This window comes from Rhodococcus sp. IEGM 1372, assembly GCF_030056835.1.
Taxonomy (GTDB): domain Bacteria; phylum Actinomycetota; class Actinomycetes; order Mycobacteriales; family Mycobacteriaceae; genus Rhodococcoides.
Genome location: NZ_JASHKS010000004.1, coordinates 186,530 through 208,308, shown reverse-complemented (window position 1 = coordinate 208,308; position 21,779 = coordinate 186,530). Strand labels below are relative to the sequence as shown.

The following is a 21,779-nucleotide window of genomic DNA, read 5'->3' as shown; positions in this document are numbered from 1 at the left end:
CTTCACCCTATCGGTCGGCGGTTCCCATCGACCCGGGCAGACGATGCACCGGAATGTCGACACCGCTCATCTCAACACCGTCACCGTCACCGTCGACCGACACGATCGCAACGAGGTCCTCGATGTCCTCGGGTTGCAGTCGATCGACCGCGGCGATGTCTGCTGCGGCGAGGAACGCATGGGTCACCCATTCTGCGGACACGATGTCTGCGGCGTCTTCGGCGGACTCCGCCCGGTCGGTCACCAGAGCTGCACCTGCCGTCACGGCGACCACGCCGGCCAGAACTGCTGCAGCGGAATCGAACCGGGTGGGAACGGCCAGCCGTGAATCGAACGCCACTGCCCACTCCGTCACTGCGCTCGTCGCCAGTGCGGCGAGTGTTCCGTGGTCGATCACGGTGTCGTCGTCGACCGAGACCAACGCTGGGCTGTCGGGTCCCAGAACCGCCGTTCGGTCCGAATACGTCACCGGCCGCGCAGAACTCGCGGCAATGGCGTCGACCACGTCCGGTTGTCCGAGGTGGACGGTCGTGGCGGGCCCGGCCGAGCTCGGCGCATCGTCACCGTCCAGAACGAGGACGGATGCGCCTGCCCGCTCCAGAACGTCGGAGGAGTTCGAAGTGGTGATCGGTGCCACAGCTCCGCCTGCCTTGGCCACCGCCCACCGCGTCACGACGGCCGCGACGTCGCCGGTGACGGAGACGCCGACCACGACTCCGGGCCGGACGCCACGCTCGATCAGTACCCGAGCCATCCTCGACGACTGCTCGTCGAGCTGACGATAGGTGGTCTCGACTCCGTCCGACGACAACGCGGGCGCATCGGGATCTGCGTCCACCGCCGAGGTGAGTACCTGCGGCAAGGTCAGGTCCGACCGGACCGGTGCCGCAGGGGAGTCGGCGGTCTGCGGGGTCTCGGTCAGTGCGGCCCGCTCGGCGGCGTCGAGCACGTCGATGTCGCCGACGACGACAGCTGGTGTTGCCGCTACCGCACCGGCGATACGAGCGAATCGTTCCGCCAAGGAGGCGACCGTGGACTCGTCGAACAGGTCGGCGGCGTACACCCATTCGACGTTCAGGGTTCCGGTGCCGCTGTTCCCGTCGGCGTGTTGGGTCTCCACCGTGACCTGCAGGTCGAATTTCGCCGTCGGCTCGAAGCCGCTGACGGGTTCGACCACCAGGTTCGGCAATTCGAACCGCGCCTCGCCGTGGGGCTCCACCGACAGAACCGTCTGGAACAGCGGGGTGTACCCGGCGTTCCGGTCCGGTGCGATGGTGTCGACGACCCGCTCGAACGGCACGTCCGAATTCGCGAAGGCCCGCAGGTCGGTCTCGCGGAGGGCGGTCAGCAGCTCTGCGAACGTCGCGTCCGGGTCCACGTCCGTGCGCAGCGCCAGCGTGTTGACGAACATGCCGACCAGTTCGTCGAGCGCCTCGTGCCCGCGGCCGGCGATAGGCGTGCCGACGGCGAAGCTGCGGGAGCCACTCATCCGCGACAACAGCACCCCGAGTACCGCGTGCAACACCATGAACAGAGTCGCGTTGTTCTCGCGCGCGATCGCCGCGAGCCCGGTGTGTACCGACTCGTCCAGCTCGACACTCACACTGGCTCCGCGCAGGTTGGCGGTAGCCGTGCGCGGCCGATCCCACGGCAACGACACGACCGGGGTGATCCCGCTGAGCTCGTCCGCCCAGAAGGCCAACTGCTGCGACAGAATCGACGTGGGGTCGCTGTCCGAGCCCAGCACCTGCCGCTGCCAGACCGCGAAGTCCGCGTACTGCACCGTCAGCGGTTCGGGCGTGTAGTCGGTTCCCGACGCGGCAGCGAGGTACGCGGTCATGACGTCACGGGCCAGTGGTGCCATCGATGCGCCGTCTCCGCTGATGTGGTGCATCACGATGACGAAGACGTACTCGTCCGGACCGAACCGGAACAGTGCTCCCCGGACCGGGGGTGCGACGGTGACGTCGAAACCCTGGTAGACGAGTGCGCGAATCCGTTCGGCGGTGTCGGAGTCGTCGGTCGCGTCGATCGGAGTCAGATCGGGTACGACCGATCCGGCGTCGACGAACTCCTGATACGGCGAACCGTTCGCATCTTCCGGGTAGCGCGTGCGCAGTGCCTCGTGGCGTTCCACGGTGCTGGACACGGCGGTCTGCAGTGCCGCGACATCCAGCTCGCCTCGCAGACGGAGCGCCAGCGGCATGTTGTAGGCCCCGGACTCGGGGTCGAGTCGGTTGAGTACCCACATGCGCTGTTGCGCGAGCGACAACGGCACGGTCTGTCCGGCCGGTCGGCGGCGCAGCGGCACATCGTTCGCGTCGTCGATACGCGACTCGGCACGAGCTGCGAGCGCGGCAACGGTCGACGCCTCGAACAGGTCTCGGACACCGACCTTCTTGCCGAGCGCCGCCGACACCCGTGCCGCCACTCGCGTGGCGATCAGCGAGTTACCACCGAGATCGAAGAAGTCGTCGTCCGATCCGACACGCTGGACGCCGAGCAGCTCGGCGTAGATCTCCGCCACGATCTCCTCGACCGGCGTTGCCGGAGTACGGAACTCGCGAACCTCGAACACCGGCTCCGGCAGTGCTTTTCGGTCCAGCTTGCCGCTGGTGTTCAGAGGGAATTCGGCGAGCACCATCACCGTCGCCGGCACCATGTACTTCGGCAGCGCGCCGCCGACGAAGGTGCGTACCTCGGCCGGGTCCAGTGTGCTGCCCGGTGCAGGCACCACGTATCCGACGAGCTGGTCGCCGGCACCGGTGGTCGCCACCACGGCCGTGGCCTGGTTGACGTCGGGATGGGCCAACAGCGCGGTCTCGATCTCACCGAGCTCGATCCGCTGGCCACGGAACTTGACCTGGAAGTCGGTGCGCCCGATGTACTCGAGTACCCCCACAGCGTCGGGGCCCGGCCGCCATCGGACGAGGTCTCCGGTGCGATACATGCGCTCGCCGGCAGCCGAGAACGGGTTCGCGACAAAGCGGTCCATCGTCAGGTCGACGCGGCCGAGATATCCGTCGGCGAGCTGGGTACCCGCCAGATACAGCTCACCCGCGGTCCCTGCGGCCACTGGATGCAGCCTGCCGTCGAGGACGTAGGCCTGGGTGTTCCATTCCGGCGCACCGATCGGAACCGTCGATACATCTTCCGGCTCGGTCTCCCAGAACGTCACTGTCACAGCAGCTTCGGTGGGTCCGTACAGGTTGTGGATCCCAGCAGAGGTGATCGCACGGAAGTCGGTCACCGTTTCCGGCGGAAGCGCTTCACCGACCACGAACACATGCCTAAGCGAACGGCACTGGTCCTCGGTGGCGTACGCGGCGAACACCGTGAGCATCGCCGGTACGAAATCGGTGACGGTCACCTTGTGCCGAGCGATCCGATCGGCGACGTACGCGGGATCGCGGTGGCCGTCCGGAGTCGCCAGAACGACCGTTGCACCGACCCAGAGCGGCAGGAAGAACCCCCACAGCGACACGTCGAATGTCGTGGCGGTCTTCTGCAAGTAGACGTCGTTCTCGTCGAGCGAGTACTGGTGCACCATCCAGGCCATCTCGTTGACGACGGCACGGTGCGACACCGCCACGCCCTTGGGGCGTCCCGTCGAGCCCGAGGTGAAGATGACGTAGGCGGTGTTTCCAGGACGCACCGGTGCCAGTCGATCTGCGTCGGTCAAGGCACCGTTCGGGTACCCGGTGAGATCGACGGTGTCGAGTTCGAGAATCGGGAAACGCTCCGGTAGACCTTCCCGATCGTGACTGGTGGAGAGCACAACCACCGGCTCGGCTGTGTCGAGGATGTACTCGATGCGATCCGCGGGGTGGTCCGGATCGATGGGCACATAGGCACCACCGGCTTCGAGGACGGCGTACATGCCGACCATGAGGTCGATTCCGCGCCGCATCCCGAGTGCGACAAGCGACTGCGGGCCCACACCGAGAGACACCAGGTGTCGTGCGAGGCAATTCACTCGGTCCGAGAACTCCACATACGTGACGCTCGCGTCCTCGAACACGACTGCCGGAGCATCCGGGTTCGCGGCCACTCGCGCCCGGAACTGCCCGGTCAGCATGACGCCTGCGTCGACCTCGTGTGCGGTGTCGTTCCACGTCTCGATCACTCGAGTTCGTTCTGCCGAGCCGAGCAGATCGATATCGCCGACCGCCGCAGTGGTGTCGGAGACGAAGGTCTCGAGAACTCCGACCAGCCGGGACAGAATGGAGTCGATGTACGCAGCGTCGAACAGATCGCTGATGTACTTGAGCGTGAACGAGATTCGATCCTCGGCAACGACCAACAACGTCAGCGGATAGTGGGTGTTGTCGTTGGAGCTCACGCCCTCGACGGTCATGCCGTCGATGGCCGCGGCCTGTTGCGTCAGTTGTGCTTCGTCCACCGGGTAGGACTCGAAAATGGTCAGGGTGTCGAACAGATTTCCGACGCCGATCGCCCGCTGGATATCGACCAGTCCCACGTGGTGGTGGTCGAGAAGATCGGCTTGTTCGCCCTGGATCCGGACCAGGTAGTTCTCCACCGTGTCGGCGGGATCGAATCGAACCCGCACCGGGATGGTGTTGATGAACAGCCCGATCATCGACTCGACGCCGGGAAGAGCAGCCGGACGACCGGAGACCGTGGCACCGAACACGACATCGGTGCGGCCGGTGAGGTGCGCGATCAACAGTCCGTACGCCGCTTGCACCAGCGTGTTGACGGTGACGCCGAGCCGGCCACCGAGCGCTACCAGCGCCGCTGTCGTGTCGACATCGACCGACTTCTCCGCCTCGGCCGATCTGGACGAGATTTCTCGTCCGACGCTCGGCTGAGCGACGAAGGTCGGTTCCTCGACACCGTCCAGTGCCCGGGTCCACGCGCTCAGCGATACGGCCGGATCCTGTCGATCGAGCCACGCCAGATACGAGCGGTACGACCGCACGCGAGGCATCGACGCCGTGGAGCTCTGCGCCGCGTACAGGTACAGCAGTTCCTTCATCACCAGCGGCAACGACCATCCGTCGAGCAACACGTGATGATTGGTCATCGCGAGCTTGTACGTGGTCGGCGTGATCCTGACGAGCAGGAACCGCAGCAGGGGTGCCGTGGACACGTCGAAGTGCCGTCGCTGATCCGCGGCCAGTGCGTCGGCGACGGCAGCGTCGCGTTCGAGCCCGTCGAGATGAGACAGATCGAGGGTGTTCCAGGGCAGACGAACGTTCTGCTGGACGATCTGCACAGTCTCGCCGTCCGCGGTCGCGGTGAACGAGGTACGCAGATTCTCGTACCGATCCAGCAGTGTCTGCGCGGCGCGGTGCAGCCGTTCGGCGTCCACCTCGCCGGCCAGGTCGAGCACGACCTGCATCGTGTAGACGTCGATCGACGCGTCCGCGAACAGTGCGTGAAAGAGCAATCCCTGCTGCAGCGGCGACAGCGACCAGATGTCCGTCAGCTCCGGGTACCGCGCCTCGAACGACGAGATGTCGGGCTGTGAGAGCCGCACGAGCGGAACGTCGGACGGGGTCAAGCCACCCGAGCCGGGTGCCTCGGAGTACGTGGCCAGTGCCGACAACGCATCGGACCACAGCCCGGCGAGACGTTCGACCGTGTCCGCGGACACGGCTTCGGTGGGGAATGCGAAGCTCGCGCTCAGGACCCCGCCCTCATCGGTGTCGAGCACGATCGCGTTGATGTCGATCGTCTTGTTCGCGGCCATGTCGGCGTCACCGGGCGCGGAGAGCTCACCGTGGGCGGCAGGCAACCAGCCGAGCGACTTCATCTCGTCCGGGACCTCGCCGGTGTCGACGCGACCCAGGTAGTTGAAGCTGATCTGTCCGGTCCCGAGTTCCGCCAGTTCCGCAGCTGTCTCGGAGTTCAGGTAACGGAGCAGTCCCCAGCCCATGCCTCGATCGGGCAGCGCCAGCATCTGTTCCTTGACGGCCTTGACGGCGTCGCCGAGCTGCGGTCCGCCCGCGAACGCAGCGTCGACGTCGATTCCGGTCAGGTCGAGGCGGGCGGGGAACAGGCTGGTCAGCCAGCCGACGGTGCGTCCCAGATCGGCTCCGGGAACCACCGCTTCCTCGCGGCCGTGGCCTTCGAGCTGCACCAGTGTCGCCGGTGCGGTGACGCCGCGCTCGGACCGCAGTCTCGTGACGGCCAGAGCGAGTCCGGCCAACAACCCGTCGCCCACACCGCCGCGGAAGATCTCCGGAACGGTGGTCAGCAAGGTGCGCGTGACGTCGGGTGCCAGTTCGATGTTGACCCGTTCGAGCGTCGCGACGACGTCGACCGCGGGATCGAAGGGACGGTCGCCCAGCACGGGATCCTCGGTGTCGGCGATCGAGCGCCACAGCGGCAACTCGGCCAGCCGCGCTTCACTCGCTGCCGCGTCGACCAGAGCATGGGTCCAACGCCGCATCGAGGTTCCGACCTCGGGCAGGCTCGGGTCCACTCCCCCGGACACCTGAGCCCAGGCGGAGACGAAATCGGGGACCAGAATTCGCCACGAGACTCCGTCGATCACGAGGTGGTGCGCGGCGACGGTCAGCGTGCCCGCTTCGTCGGGTCCTCGATCGACCCAGACGAGTGCGAGCATGCGCCCGGCCGTGGGGTCGAGCGTTCCGACTGCATCGTCGAATACTGTTGCAGCCGAATCGGTATCGGTCCGGACGAGCAACGCATCCACATCGACGGCACCGCTGCCCGCAACATCGAGACCCCAGCCCCGGTCGTCGTGCACCAGGGTCGAGCGCAGCACGTCGTGTCGATCGACCACTGCAGTGACCGTGGCGAGAATCCCGGCTCGGTCGATACCGAGCGGCAGCTCCAGTGTGACGGCCTGATGGAAGCGCGACCAGCCTCCGCCGCGCTCGATCATCGCCACACCGAACGGGGGTAGCGGCATCCAGCCGACGCCGCCGCCGTCGAGTTCCTCGAGCACGGCCGCGTCACTGCCCTCACCGACGATGACAGCCACCTCGGCCAGCCCGGCAACGGTCTTGCGCTCGAACACATCTCGTGGGCCGAACTGGATTCCTCTCGCTTTGGTGCGAGAGACCAACTGAATGGAGACGATGCTGTCGCCGCCGAGCGCGAAGAACGAATCGTCGACGCCCACGGTGTCGAGGCCGAGGACGTCTGCGAAGACCTCGGCAATGACGCGTTCGGTATCGGTTGTCGCCGTACGGAATTCGGCATCGCTACCGAATTCCGGTTCGGGTAGTGCTCTGCGGTCCAGCTTGCCGTTCGGCCCGAGTGGGAGGGCATCGAGCACGACGAGCCCGGCCGGCACCATGTACTCCGGAACCAGGGTAGCAACCGAGGTGGTGACCGCTGCGGTGTCGATCGTCTCCCCGGCGACAGGAACGACGTACCCGACCAGTAGTTCACCTGCCGACGGCGTCCTGCGCACGAGAACCACGGCTTGGTCGACCGACGGATCTGCGGTCAACGCGGCTTCGATTTCGCCGAGCTCGATCCGTAGGCCTCGGAGTTTGACCTGGAAGTCGGTGCGGCCGAGGTACTCGAGCTCGCCGCCTGCGTTCCAGCGAACCAGGTCTCCGGTGCGATACATTCGCGAGCCGGCACTGCCGTGCGGGTCGGCGACGAACCGGTCGGCGGTGAGGTCCGGACGGCCGAGGTATCCGCGGGCCAGTTGCCGCCCGGCGAGATACAGCTCCCCGGGTACCCCGACCGGAACCGGGTGCAGGCGTGCATCGAGCACGGTGACTCGGGTGTTCCAGACCGGAGCACCGATGGGGACCGACGCGATGTCGGTCGGCACGACGCGGTGGTAGGTGACGTCGACTGCGGCCTCGGTCGGTCCGTACAGGTTGTGCAGTTCGGTGGCAGGCAGTGCAGCGCGAAGCGCCGAGGCAACCGATGCAGGCAGTGCCTCGCCCGATGCGAAGACCGCACGCAGGCCGCTGCAGTTCGAGACACCGTCCGCGGCGGCGAACACGGCCAACAGCGACGGGACGAAGTGCGCGACCGTGATGCCGCGTTCGGCGACGGTGCTCACCAGGTATGCCGGATCTCGGTGGCCGTCGGGCACGGCGATGACGAGTTCGGCTCCGATCTGCAACGGCCAGAACAGTTCCCAGACCGATACGTCGAACGTGACCGGCGTCTTCTGCAACACCTTGTCCTGCTCGGTGAGACGGTATTCGTCCTGCATCCACAGCAGACGGTTGACGATGGCCTCGTGGCTGACCGCAACGCCTTTGGGGCGACCGGTGGAGCCGGAGGTGAAGATGACGTACGCGGTGTCCGCCGGTCGCAGCGGCGCGGTTCGCTCGGCATCGGTCACCGGTGCCGTGGACAGGCCTGTCGTGTCGACGGTGTCGACCAGAATCCTGGCGGCGTCGGTCACGAGAGATGTGCCGTCGTGCTCGGTCGTGAGCAGTACCACCGGTGCCGCCGTGTCCAGAATGTAGCCGATTCGTTCGGCCGGAAGATCCGGGTCTACCGGGACGTAGGCACCACCGGCGGCGAGCACGGCGTAGATACCCGTGAGCATGTCGATCGAGCGGCGCATGGCCGTTGCCACCACGGTTTCCGGGCCGACCCCCTCGGCGATGAGCAGGCGCGCGAGCGCATTGACCCGCTCGGCGAATTCGCGGTAGGTCACTCGGTCGTCGGCGAAGCTCGTGGCGATGTTGTCCGGTGACGCCGCAACTCGGGCCTCGAACAGCGACACCAGAGTTGCGCCGGGATCCACCTCGTGTGCGGTGGCGTTCCATTCCTCGAGGACGCGGGTACGTTCGCCCTCCTCGAGGATGTCGATGTCGCCGACGACTGCGTCCGGTGCGTCGGTGAGCGCGTGCAGAACCCGAACGAGCCGCCGCCCGAGAGACGCCATGCTGGACTCGTCGAAAAGATCGGTGGCGTAGTCGAATTGGACGTCGATGCCGGCTGGAGCGCCGGATCGGTCGACGTTCTCCCACAGCGTCACCTGCAGGTCGAACTTTGCGAACGCGCTGCCGAGATCGATTCCCTCGACGCTCAGCCCGGGCAGGGCCAACGTCTGACGGTTCAGGTTCTGGAACGTCAACATGACCTGGAAAATCGGGTGACGAGCCTGAGAGCGGTCCGGGGCCAGCTCGTCGACCAGCCGCTCGAACGGCACGTCGGCGTGCCCGAAGGCACCCAGGTCGGCCTCACGAACCGCGGCGAGTTGCTCGCGCAACGTTGCCGCGGGGTTCATCGCGGTACGGAGGGCGAGCGTGTTGACGAACATGCCGACGAGTTCGTCGAGATCCGCGTCACCGCGGCCGGCGACCGGGGTTCCGATCGTCACGTCGTCGGTTCCCGCCATCGCGCCGAGGAGCACCGCGAGCGCGGTGTGCACCACCATGAAGTTCGTGGCGTTTCCGGCTCGGGCGGCCCGAGCGATGTTCGACTGCAGGGTCGAGTCGATCGAGAAGTTGTATGCCGCACCGCGATACGACGCCACCGCCAGGCGCGGCCGGTCGGTCGCGAGATCGAGCTGCGCCGGGGCACCGGCCAGAGCCGCCGTCCAGTAGGCGAGCTGCTTCGCCAACGGCGAATCGGGGTCGTCCTCGGAACCGAGTACCTCGCGTTGCCACAGGGCGTAGTCCGCGTACTGCACCGGAAGTGGTGCCCACTGTGGACTCTCCCCCGCGGCACGGGCGGTGTAAGCCACCATGACGTCGCGCGTGAGCGGTCCCATCGAGAACCCGTCCGCGGCGATGTGGTGGGCGACGAATGCCAGTACGTGCTCGGTCTCGCTCACCCGCAGGATCCGGATTCGCACCGGGACCGCTCGGGTCACATCGAATCCCGTGGACACGAAGTCGCGCAGGGACTGCTCGATCGAACTTTCGTCCACGTCGTCGACGACAACCGTCACGCCGGCCTCCGCGGTACCGAGCACAACCTGCTGGCCTCGCCCGTCGACCTCCGGGTACACGGTGCGCAGAATTTCGTGGCGCGCCAGCACGTCGTGCACGGCGCTGACGAGTGCATCGACATCGACGCTGCCGGACAACCGAATTGCGACCGGGATGTTGTTCACGGCGGACGTCGGATCGAACTGGCTCAGGAACCACATGCGCTGCTGGGCCATCGACAGCGGCACCGTGTCCGGTCGTGTTCGAGCCGTCAGTGCCCGGCGTGCACCGGTACCCACCTCGGACTCGATGGCGCGTGCGAGCGACTGCACCGTGGGAGACTCGAAGATCGAGCGAACCGGCACCTGTGTATCGAGCGCCGCTCCCAGCCGGGAGACCACCTGGGTGGCGATCAACGAGTTACCGCCGAGTGCGAAGAAGTCGTCGTCCAGACCGACCCGCTCCACCGAGAGCACCTCGGCGAAGACCGCCGCGACGGCCTCTTCCACCGGATTGGTCGGTGCGCGGAACTCGGCTGTCTCGAACTGCGGTTCGGGAAGCGCCTGTCGATCCAGCTTCCCGTTCGCGTTGCGGGGCAACGCATCGAGAATCACGAAAGCCGACGGAACCATGTACGACGGCAGCAGGCCGAACAGGGCTGTGCGCAACGTGTCGGCATCCACCGTGGCACCGACTGTGGGCACGACGTAGGCCACGAGCCGTGCGCCCGACCCCGTGTCCTCGAGAGCGATCACGGCGACGTCACGAATCTCGTCGAGCGATCCGAGAGCGGCGTCGATGTCGCCGAGTTCGATACGGAAACCGCGAATCTTCACCTGGAAGTCGGTACGGCCGACGTACTCCAGTTCGCCGTCGGCGCGCCAGGACACGAGGTCACCGGTGCGGTACAGGCGGCCACCGGGGGTGAACGGGTCCGCAACGAAACGCTCGGCGCTCAGATCCGGCCGCGCGAAGTAACCGTCGGCCAGCTGCGCACCCGCGAGGTAGAGCTCGCCGGCGACGCCGACCGGAACGGGAGCCAGACGCGAGTCCAGCACGTAGACACGGGTATTCCACTCCGGGCCACCGATGGGAACAGTGGTGCCGTCGACGGTCGACACCCGATGCGCGGTCACCGACACCGCTGCCTCGGTCGGTCCGTACAAGTTGTCCAGCCGCGCAGCAGAACTGCGCAGAGCGCGCTCGGCCGTCGCGACCGGCAGCGCCTCGCCGATCGCCAGGATACGGCTCAGATGCCGGGGTAGGACTCCCGCCGACGCCGTGATCAATGCGTCTAGCACGGACGGCACGGTGTGCAGTGTCGTCACCGATTCCCGGTCCATCAGATCGACGAGATAGGCGGGATCGCGGTGGCCCTCGGCGTCGGCGACCACGATCGCACCACCGGAGACGGTGGCGACCCAGAACTCCCACACGGACAGATCGAAGGTGGCGGCGGTCTTGAGCAGCACCCGGTCCGTGTTGCCCAGCCCGTAATGGGCGCTCTGCCACAGCAGCTGGTTGACGATGGCAGCGTGACCGACCGCGACGCCCTTGGGGCGACCGGTGGATCCGGACGTGAAGATGACGTACGCGGTGTTCGCAGGCCGCAGCGGCGAGGTGCGCTCGCTGTCGGTGACGGGCGCGTCCGAGACCTCGGCACCCAGCAGTCGAGGATCGGTGTCGACCAGCAGAACCGGAATCGACTCGACGTCGACATCGTCACGCGACGTGCTCAGAACCAGAGCGGGAGCGGCTACCTCGAGAATGTAGGCGTTGCGGTCCGCCGGCTGATCCGGGTCGATGGGTACGTACGCCCCGCCTGCCTTCGCGACGGCGTACATCGCCACGAGCAGATCCACCGAGCGCCTGATCGCCAGAGCAACCGTCACCTGCGGGCCGACGCCGGCACCGATCAGGACGCGAGCCAACCGGTTGATTCGACGATCGAACTCGGCGTACGACAGCGATTCTCCCGCATGGACCACCGCGATGGCGTCGGGCTGCGCCTGCACCTGTCGATCGAACAGCGATACCAGGGTCTGCGACGCATCGACATCGTGATCGGTGTCGTTCCACGTGCGCACGATCCGGGTGCACTCCTCGGGCGAGAGCAGAGCAAGATCGCCGATGACGGCCGAGGGGTCCTCGGCCACGGCGGCGAGGAGGCGCACGAACCGGTCAGCGAACGCTTCGATCGTGGTGCGATCGAAAAGGTCGGTGGCGTAACTGAATTCGGCCGACAGTTCCGCAGGCGAGCCGTCCTGGTCGTAGCGATCCGAGATCGACAGTTGCAGATCGGTTTTCGCAGTCACAGCATCCGCCTCGACGGCGCTCACCGTCAGACCCGGCAGCTCGAACGTCGACTCGGCGAGGTTCTGGAAGGACAGGCCCACCTGGAACAGAGGGTTGCGCGCCGTGGACCGCACCGGGTTCAGCACCTCCACGAGACGCTCGAACGGAACGTCGGAGTGCGCGAACGCGGCCAGGTCCCGCTCGCGGGCCTGGGCGAGCAACTGGCGGAAGGTCATCGACGATTCGACGGTCGATCGGAAAACGAGAGTGTTGACGAACATCCCGATCATCGAATCGAGAGCCCGCTCGCCACGGCCGGCGATGGGCGTTCCGACGGCGATGTCCTCGGAACCGGACAGGCGCGCGAGCAGCACCGCGAATGCCGAGTGCACCACCATGAACAACGATGCCTGCTCGGTACGTCCGAGTTCGGCGAGAGCGGCGTGCGTGTCGGCGTCGACGGTGAACCGCACGGCGTCGCCGCGGAAACTCTGCGCAGGCGGGCGCGGGCGATCGGTAGGCAGTACCAGTTGATCCGGCAGCTCGGCGAGCGCATCTTTCCAGAACGACACCTGCTGCGCTGCAACAGAATCGGGATCCGATTCGGAACCGAGGACGGTTCGCTGCCACAACGCGAAGTCGACGTACTGCACGTCGAGCGGCTCCCAATCCGGCACCGACCCTGCAGATCTCGCGGTGTACGCGGTCATGACGTCGACGGCCAGCGGGCCCATCGACGCGCCGTCGGCCGACACGTGGTGTACGACGAAGGCCAAGACATGCTCGTTCTCACCGACGCGGAACACACGCGCGTCGACCGGCACCTCGACGGTGACATCGAAGCCGCGTCCGAAGAACTCCGTGACTGCCGCAACGACATTCGCACCGGCCACGTCGCGGACGGCGAGGTCCATCCGCACGTCGGACGCCGGGAGCACCTGCTGGAACGGGCCCTGTGCCGAGTCCGGGTACCGGGTACGAAGAGACTCGTGACGTTCGACGACGTCGCGTACCGCCGACTGCAGCGCAGCGACGTCGAGCTCGCCGGACAACCGCACGGCGAACGGAATGTTGTCCACCGACGACGTCGTGTCGAACTGGTTGAGGAACCAGTACCGCTGCTGCGCCGGCGAGAGCGGCGGGCGCTCGGGACGCGGACCGGCCACGAGTGCAGCTCGACCGCCCGAACCGACAGCGCTCTCCACGTGCGCCACCAGCGCGGCGACGGTCGAGCTCTCGAACAGCGCGCGCACCGGCACGACGGTGTCCAGGGCCGCGCCGAGTCGCGAGACCACCTGGGTGGCGATCAACGAATTACCGCCGAGGGCGAAGAAGTCGTCGTCCAGTCCCACTCGATCGATGTGCAGGACGTCGGCGAACACTCCGGCGACGATCTCCTCGACCGCGGTGGTGGGTGCTCGGAATTCACGGGCCTCGAACACCGGTGCGGGAAGTGCGGCGCGATCCAACTTGCCGACAGGGGTCAGCGGAACGGTGTCGAGCACGATGATCGACGACGGAATCATGTAGGCCGGCAGTGATTTTCCGACGAACGCGGTCAACTCGTCGACGTCGACGACGGAACCGCGCGTCGGCAGAACGTACGACACGAGGGTCGTGACGCCCGACGGCAGTTCGTGACCGACGGTGACGGCGAAGTCGACCTCGGGAACGGCGGTGAGCGCGGAATCGATCTCGCCGAGCTCGATACGGAAGCCGCGCACCTTGACCTGGAAGTCGGTGCGTCCGACGAACTGCAGCTGTAGGTCGTCGGTCCATCGCACGACGTCGCCGGTGCGGTACATCCGTGCGCCGTCGATGCCGTACGGGTTGGCCACGAAGCGCTCGGACGACAGACCGGGCCTACCGAGATAGCCGCGAGCGAGCGCACCACCCGACAGATAGAGGTCACCCGCGACACCGGTCGGAACCGGTTCGAGTCGGGAATCGAGGATGAGCACGGACATCCCGTGAATCGGTCGACCGATGGTGATCGGCTCGCCCGGCGTCAACTCGGCGAAGCTGGAGATGATCGTCGTCTCGGTCGGTCCGTACCCGTTGAAGTACTTCCGGTCCCCCGCCCACCGGGCGAGCAATTCGGGAGTGGTCACGTCTCCGCCGACCGAAAGGACTTCGAGCGAATCGATCCCATGCGGGTCCATGGTCCCCAGCACGGCCGGCGTGATGATGGCGTGGGTGACCTGCTCGGACTGCAGTAGATCGGACAACTCTGTGCCGCCGAGAATCGATGCCGGCACGACCACCAACGTCGCGCCGACGGAGAACGCCGCCATCCACTCCAGGACCGAAGGGTCGAAGTTGGGCGAGCAGACGTGCAGGAACTTCGAGGCCGGTTTCAGGTGGTACAGGTCGGTTGCTGCGTCGAGTACACCGCCGAGCCCGGCGTGCGTGACGACAACACCCTTCGGCTTGCCCGTCGAGCCCGAGGTGTAGATGACGTAGGCCGGGTTCTGGAACGTGACGGGTCGCAGGCGGTCGGCGTCGGTGACCGGCTCGGCAGAGCGGGTGCGGACCTCGGCCACGAACTCCTCGTCGTCGACGCTCAGCCAGACCGGATCCTGTTGTCCGCCGGCGAGCCGATCCGAGTGCGCCCGGGTGGTCAGGCCGAGTACGGCCGCGGAGTCCGAGACCATGTGAGCGATGCGATCCTGCGGGTACGTCGGGTCGACGGGTAGGTGCGCAGCCCCGGATTTGGCCACTGCCCAGACCGCGAGCACCATGAAGTAGGAGCGCTGGAATCCCAGCGCCACAACGGATTCGGGTCCGGCCCCGCGCTCGATGAGCACCCGGGCGAGCTGCGAGGACGTCGCATCGAGTTCGGCGTACGAGATCGAGCGGCCCTCGTAGCGTATCGCGGTCGCCGACGGGTCGAGTGCGGCTCCGGCAGCGAAGATCTCGGCCAGAGTGCCGCCTGCCAACACGTCGTCGCCGTGGACGTGGGTGAGCCGGTCGTACTCGTCGTCGTAGAGGATGGACAGATCGCCCACCGGGGTGTTCGGTGTCGCTACGATCGCGTCGAGCAACCAACGGAAACGTCGCGAGAACACCTCGATCGTGTTCTCGTCGAACAGGTCTCGCGCGTAGAGGAAACCGGCGGACAGACCGGTGCCGTCGGACTTCTCGTGCAGCGTCAACGACAGGTCGAACTTGGCGGTGTCGACCTCGACGTCGACCGCCGAGACCGTCAGACCGGGTAGCTGGAATTCGCTCGGTGGCAGGTTCTCGAACGCGATCGCCACCTGGAACAGCGGATGCCTGGCTGTCGTGCGCTCGGGTTCGAGCAGATCGACGAGCCGCTCGAAGGGGATGTCCGCGTGTGCGAACGCATCGAGGTCGACGTCCCGAACGTGGCCGAGGAGGTCGGTGAATCCCTTGCTTCGATCGACCGAGGTGCGGAGCACCAGGGTGTTGACGAACATACCGATCACGTCGTCCAGGACGGCCTCGCCGCGGCCTGCGACGGCGGTACCAACCGCGACGTCGTCCGAGGTGGACATGCGAGCCAGGAACAGCGCGAGCGCACCGTGGAGCACCATGAACAGGGTGGTTCCGGTCGACCGGGCAAGATCGTCGAGCGAGGCGCGCAGATCCGCGTCGATGTCGAACTGGAATCGCCCGCCCGAGTACGACTGGACCGCAGGACGCGGTCGGTCGTACGGCAGGGTCAGCTCACTGGGCAGGTCCGCCAGGGCCGAACGCCAGTAGTTCGCCTGTGCTGCCATCAGGCTGCTCGGATCCGCGTCGTCGCCGAGCACGGCGCGCTGCCACAGCGCGAAGTCGGCGTACTGAACCGACAGCGGCGTCCACTGCGGAGCGTCGCCGGCCACACGAGCGAGGTAAGCCGTCATCACGTCGCGGGTCAGCGGCCCCATGGACCACCCGTCCGCGCTGATGTGGTGAACCACGACGACCAGCACGTACTCGTCGTCGGTGACCCGGAACAATCTGGCGCGCAAAGGAATCGACTGGGTGACGTCGAATCCTTCGGAGGCGAAAGCGATCAGGTCGGCAACCGCACCGTCGGCGGACGGTGCGGTGGGCGTCAGGTCCGGTGCCACCGATTCGGCAGGCAGGATCACCTGGTGTCCCGCTCCGTCCACACTCGGGTAGACGGTCCGCAGCGCTTCGTGCCGGTCGAGAACGTCGACGACCGCCGCGTTCAGGGCCGCGGTGTCGAGTGCTCCGGTGAGCCGGATCGCCACGGGGATGTTGTTGACCGCCGATTCGGGCTCGAATCGGTTGAGGAACCACATCCGCTGCTGGGCGAGAGAGAGCGGAATTCGTTCGGGGCGTTCCTGCGCCACCAGAGGCGCGGATGCTCCGTGGCCGACGTGGCTTTCCAACGCAGCAGCCAGGGCTGCCACCGTGCCTGCCTCGAACATCGTTCGGACGGGCACCGTGGTACCGAGTTCGGCACCGAGTCGCGCGGCGACCTGAGTTGCGACGAGCGAGTTGCCGCCGAGCGCGAAGAAGTCGTCGTCCACACCGACTCGGTCGAGTCCGAGCACGGCTCCGAACACCATCGCGACGATCTCTTCGACCGGATTGCTCGGTCCTCGGTAGGGCGTCGCCTCGAATTCCGGATCGGGCAGTGCTTTTCGATCGAGCTTGCCGCTTCCGCCGAGCGGAAACTCGGTCAGTTCCACCACGGTGGACGGCACCATGTACTCGGCCAGACGTCCACGTAGCGCGGTGCGTATCCGGTCCGCATCGACCGGGCCATCGGTGGGGACGACGTAGGCGACCAGTTGCTCTCGTCGCACGAGCACCACGGCCTGAGCGATCTCGGACAGATCCAACAGAGCCGATTCGATTTCGCCGAGTTCGATACGCAGGCCACGCAACTTCACCTGGAAGTCGGACCGGCCCACGTACTCCAGTTCACCGGTGGGCAGCCACCGCACCACGTCGCCGGTCCGGTACATCCGCGCACCGTCGACTGCGAACGGATCGGCGACGAAGCGATCCGCGGTCAGATCGGGTCGGCTCACGTATCCCCTGGCGAGCTGGACACCCGAGAGGTAGAGCTCTCCCGACACCCCGACCGGAACCGGCCGCAGCGACGAGTCGAGAACGCGCACATCGGTGTTCCACACCGGTGAGCCGATCGGCACGACCGCGGTGTCCGCGTCGGAGACCGCGTGATAGGTCACGTCGACGGCAGCTTCGGTCGGGCCGTACAGGTTGTGCACCGACACCTGTGGGAGCGCGCGGCGCAACGAATGTGCAGTAGCGGGCGCAAGTGCCTCCCCCGAGGCGAACACCGTACGCAGCGACTCTCCCGCCTCCGGCCTGCGCTGTGCCTCGGGTGCGAACACCGACATCATCGACGGCACGAAGTGCACCACCGAAACATGTTCGCGTGCAATGACATCGAGCAGGTACGACGGGTCCCGATGACCCTCGGGAACCGCGACGACCACCGATGCGCCGACCTGGAACGCCCAGAAGAACTCCCACACCGACACGTCGAACGTCGCAGGCGTCTTCTGCAACACCACGTCCTGCAAAGCGAGCGGATACTCGTGCTGCATCCACGACAAGCGGTTGACGATCGCCGCGTGCGATACGCCGACGCCCTTCGGGCGACCCGTCGAACCCGAGGTGAAGATGACGTATGCGAGGTTCTCTGCCCGCAGCGGTGCCGTCCGCTCCGCATCGGTCACCGGTGCCGACGAGAATTCCGACACGTCCACGGTGTCGATGTCCACCGTCTCCACACCCGGGAACTCGACGTGGTCTCGAGTGCTCGAGAGCACCCGTACCGGCGAGGCCGTGCTCACGATGTACTCGTTGCGCTCCGACGGCTGACCCGGGTCGATGGGTACGTAGGCGGCACCGGCCTTGACGATCGCGTACATACCGACGAGCAACTCGATACTGCGACCGACCGCGAGGCCGACCGTCGAATCGGTTCCGACACCCACGGACAACAGGTATCGCGCAAGGCGATTCGCGCGCGCGTCGAGCTCCGCGTACGTCAACCGCACGTCCTCGAACACCAGGGCCTGAGCGTCGGGGGTCTGCTCGACGCGAGCGTCGAACTGCCCCACCAATGTTGTCCCGCCGGGGATCTCGTGCGCCGGCCCCGAGCCGAACGCCAGCACCGACGTGCGCTCGACCGAGTCGAGCAGGTCGATCTCGCCGACTGCTGCGGCGGGCGCTGCGGTGACCGCACGAAGAACACGAACGAACCGTTCTCCGAATCGGGCCATCGTCGATTTCTCGAAGAGGTCCGCGGCATAGGTCAGGGCGACGGTCAGGCCCGCGGGCTCGGAGCCGGCCGGAGCCGAATCCCACAGCGTCACCTGCAGATCGAACTTCGCCAGGTCTGCCTCGTAGTCGACCGCCGCGATGGTCAAGCCGGGGAGTTCCACCGAGGTTCGGTCCAGGTTCTGGAACGTCAACATCACCTGGAACAGCGGGTGCCGTGCCTGCGAGCGCACCGGGGCCAACACGTCCACCAGACGCTCGAACGGCACCTCGGCGTGCGAGAACGCGGCGAGGTCCACCTCCCGCGTCTCGCGGAGCAGATCGTCGAACGACGTCCGTGGATCGACTTCGGTGCGCAGCACCAGTGTGTTGACGAACATCCCGACGACGTCGTCGAGGGCCGCATCACCACGACCGGCGACCGGCGTACCGATACTGATGTCGTCGGCGGCCGCGAGCTTGGCCAACAGCACGGCCAGTGCGGCGTGCACGACCATGAACGTCGTTGCGTTGTGGTCTCTTCCGAGCTTCTCCAGCTCGCGGACGAGTTCGGCGTCGATCTCGAACGTGTGTGTACCGCCGTTGGTCGTGGCGACCGCCGGGCGTGGACGATCGGTGGGTAGCTCCAACTGGTCGGGTGCGCCGCCGAGTTGGTGCCGCCAGTAGTTCTCCTGCGCCGAGATCAGCGAATCCGGATCGTCCTCGCTACCGAGGACGGCCCTCTGCCACAGCGTGAAGTCGGCGTACTGCACCTCGAGCGGAGTCCATTGTGGTTCCTGCCCGTTGGTGCGGGCAACGTAGGCCGCCACCACGTCGCGGGTCAGCGGCCCCATCGAGAATCCGTCGGCCGCGATGTGGTGTACCACGAACGCGAGCACGTGCTCGGTCTCGGACGTCTCGAGAAGCACTGCGCGGAACGGCAGCTGTATCGCCAGATCGAAGGGCCTGAGTGCGAACTCGAGCAGCACGGCGGGCACGTCGGCCTCGGTTGCCGTCGCTCGCTCCAGTTCCACTGTCACCGAATCGGATTCGAGTACTCGCTGGAAGCCGACACCGTCGTGGTCGGGGTAGACCGTCCGCAGTGACTCGTGCCGATCCAACACGTCGACCAAGGCCGACTGCAGGGCCGTGAAGTCGAGTTCTCCACTCAACGCGATGGCGACCGGGATGTTGTTGACAGCCGAGTCCGGCTCGAATCGGTTGAGGAACCACATCCGTTGTTGGGCAAGCGACAGCGGCACACGTTCGGGCCGCTGCTGCGCAACCAACGCCGGTCGCGCGTGCGTCGAGCCCGCGGCGTCGACTGCGGCGGCCAGTTCGGCGACGGTCGGTGCGTCGAAGAACGACCGCACATCCACCGCAGTGCCCAGCTCGGCGTTGACCCGCGCGATCACGCGGGTGGCGTTGAGCGAGTTGCCGCCGAGTGCGAAGAAGTCGTCGTCGACGCCGATACGGTCGAGGCCGAGCACGGTCTCGAAGATCGCGACCAATGCCGACTCGGTCTCCGTGCTCGGTGCGCGGTATTCCCGCGCCAGGGACGCGAAATCGGGCGCGGGCAACGCTTTTCGGTCGAGCTTTCCGCTGGCGTTCAGCGGAAACTCGTCCAGGACGACGAACACCGACGGCACCATGTACTCGGGCATGCGGCGTCTCACCGCGTCCGCGAGGCCGTCGTGGTCCAGATCGGGATCGGTACTGACGACGTAGCCGACGAGCTGTTGTTCCGACTGCTCCGACGAATGAAGCAGTACAGCCGCCTGGGTCACCTCAGGCTCGCCGAGCAGGGCCGATTCGATTTCGCCCAGCTCGATACGCAGGCCGCGCAGCTTGACCTGTAAGTCGGTGCGCCCGATGTATTCGATGAGGCCGTCGCCGCGTCGACGCACCAGGTCGCCGGTGCGGTACATGCGGTCACCCGGCTCACCGAACGGGTCGGCCACGAACCGATCGGCTGTCAGGTCGGTGCGTCCGAGGTATCCGCGAGCGAGCTGCACGCCCGCCAGATAGAGCTCGCCCTCGACTCCACGGGGCGATCGCCGCAGTCCTTCGTCGAGCACGTACAGATCGGTGTCGTCGACGGCAGCGCCGATGGGAACCGAGGCTTCTTCCACCTGCTGGGTCCGGTAGTACGTGACGTCGACGGCCGCTTCGGTGGGACCGTACAGGTTGTGCAGTTCCGCGTTCGAGATCTCGTGGAACGCGTTGACGGTGCGCGCCGGGAGAGCCTCGCCGGAGGCGAACACCATCCGAAGCGAATCGGCTTGCGCAGCAGTGGGTTCGGCGACGTACACCGAGAGCATGGAGGGCACGAAGTGCGTCACGCTCACGCCGCGCTCGCCGATGACGCGGGCGAGGTAGGCGGGGTCGCGGTGGCCCTCGGGCTCGGCGATCACGAGCGTGGCACCGATCTGCAACGGCCAGAAGAACTCCCACACCGATACGTCGAACGTGAACGGAGTCTTCTGCAACACGACGTCGGCAGCACTCATCGAGTACTCCCGCTGACGCCAGGAGATGTTGGCGACGATGGCCCGGTGGCTCACCGCCACACCCTTCGGACGTCCCGTCGAACCGGAGGTGAAGATGACGTAGGCGAGATCGTCCTCGGTCAGGGCGGAGAGCCGATCCGCATCGGTGATCCGGCCTTCCGGCACGTCGGTCAGGTCGAGCTCGTCGACGAGAACGGTGGCGGTCCCCTCTGGCAACTGCGGTAGGTCGTTCGTGGTCGTCAGGACCAGGACAGGTGTCGCGATGTCGAGAACGTAGCCGAGTCGGTCGACCGGGTGATCCGGGTCCAACGGCACGTAGGCTCCGCCTGCTGCGGAGACGGCGTACATACCCACCAGCAGATCGAACGATCGGCGGATCGACAGTCCCACCGCTGAATCGGGGCCGACTCCCCGTGCGATCAGCACGCGGGCCAGACGCTCCACCGAGGCGGCGAACTCGGCGTAGGTTCGCGTGTCGTCGCCGAAGACGAGGGCAGGTGCGTCCGGGGTGCGCTCGGCCTGATCGGCGAACAGCGCGTACAGCGTGGCGGCTTCGGGATGGGCGGAGCTCGACGTCGACTCGTCGTCGCCGAGAACCGACACGGCATCCGCGACCACGGTGGATACGACCGCGTCCAGACCACCCTCGGTGGCCTCGATGAGGCCTGCAAGCGTGTTGGACAGCACGACCGGGACCAGCGCGTCGGGGCCGAGGACGCCCCCCATGGCCGCATCGAGGGTGGTAATCTCCTCGTCCAGGCGGGCGTAGGTCAGTTCCGTACCGAGGTGCGTGAGAGCTACGCGGTCGGGTTCGACCGCTGCGACGCTCCGAACCAAGCGCGGAAGGTCCTCGACCGTCAGAGCTGCAGCGCTTCGACGTCCTACCGCCATCTACCTTTTCCTCCTGATC

Annotated in this window: 1 protein-coding gene; it reads right to left on the bottom strand. The window is 66.6% G+C overall.

Annotation, left to right across the window (positions count from 1 at the left end; genetic code table 11):
- Positions 1-7 precede the first annotated feature (7 nt).
- Positions 8-21,760, bottom strand: a complete 21,753-nt coding sequence (locus QM590_RS07285; protein WP_269594372.1) for a non-ribosomal peptide synthase/polyketide synthase — start codon at positions 21,758-21,760, stop codon at positions 8-10.
- Positions 21,761-21,779: the final 19 nt, after the last annotated feature.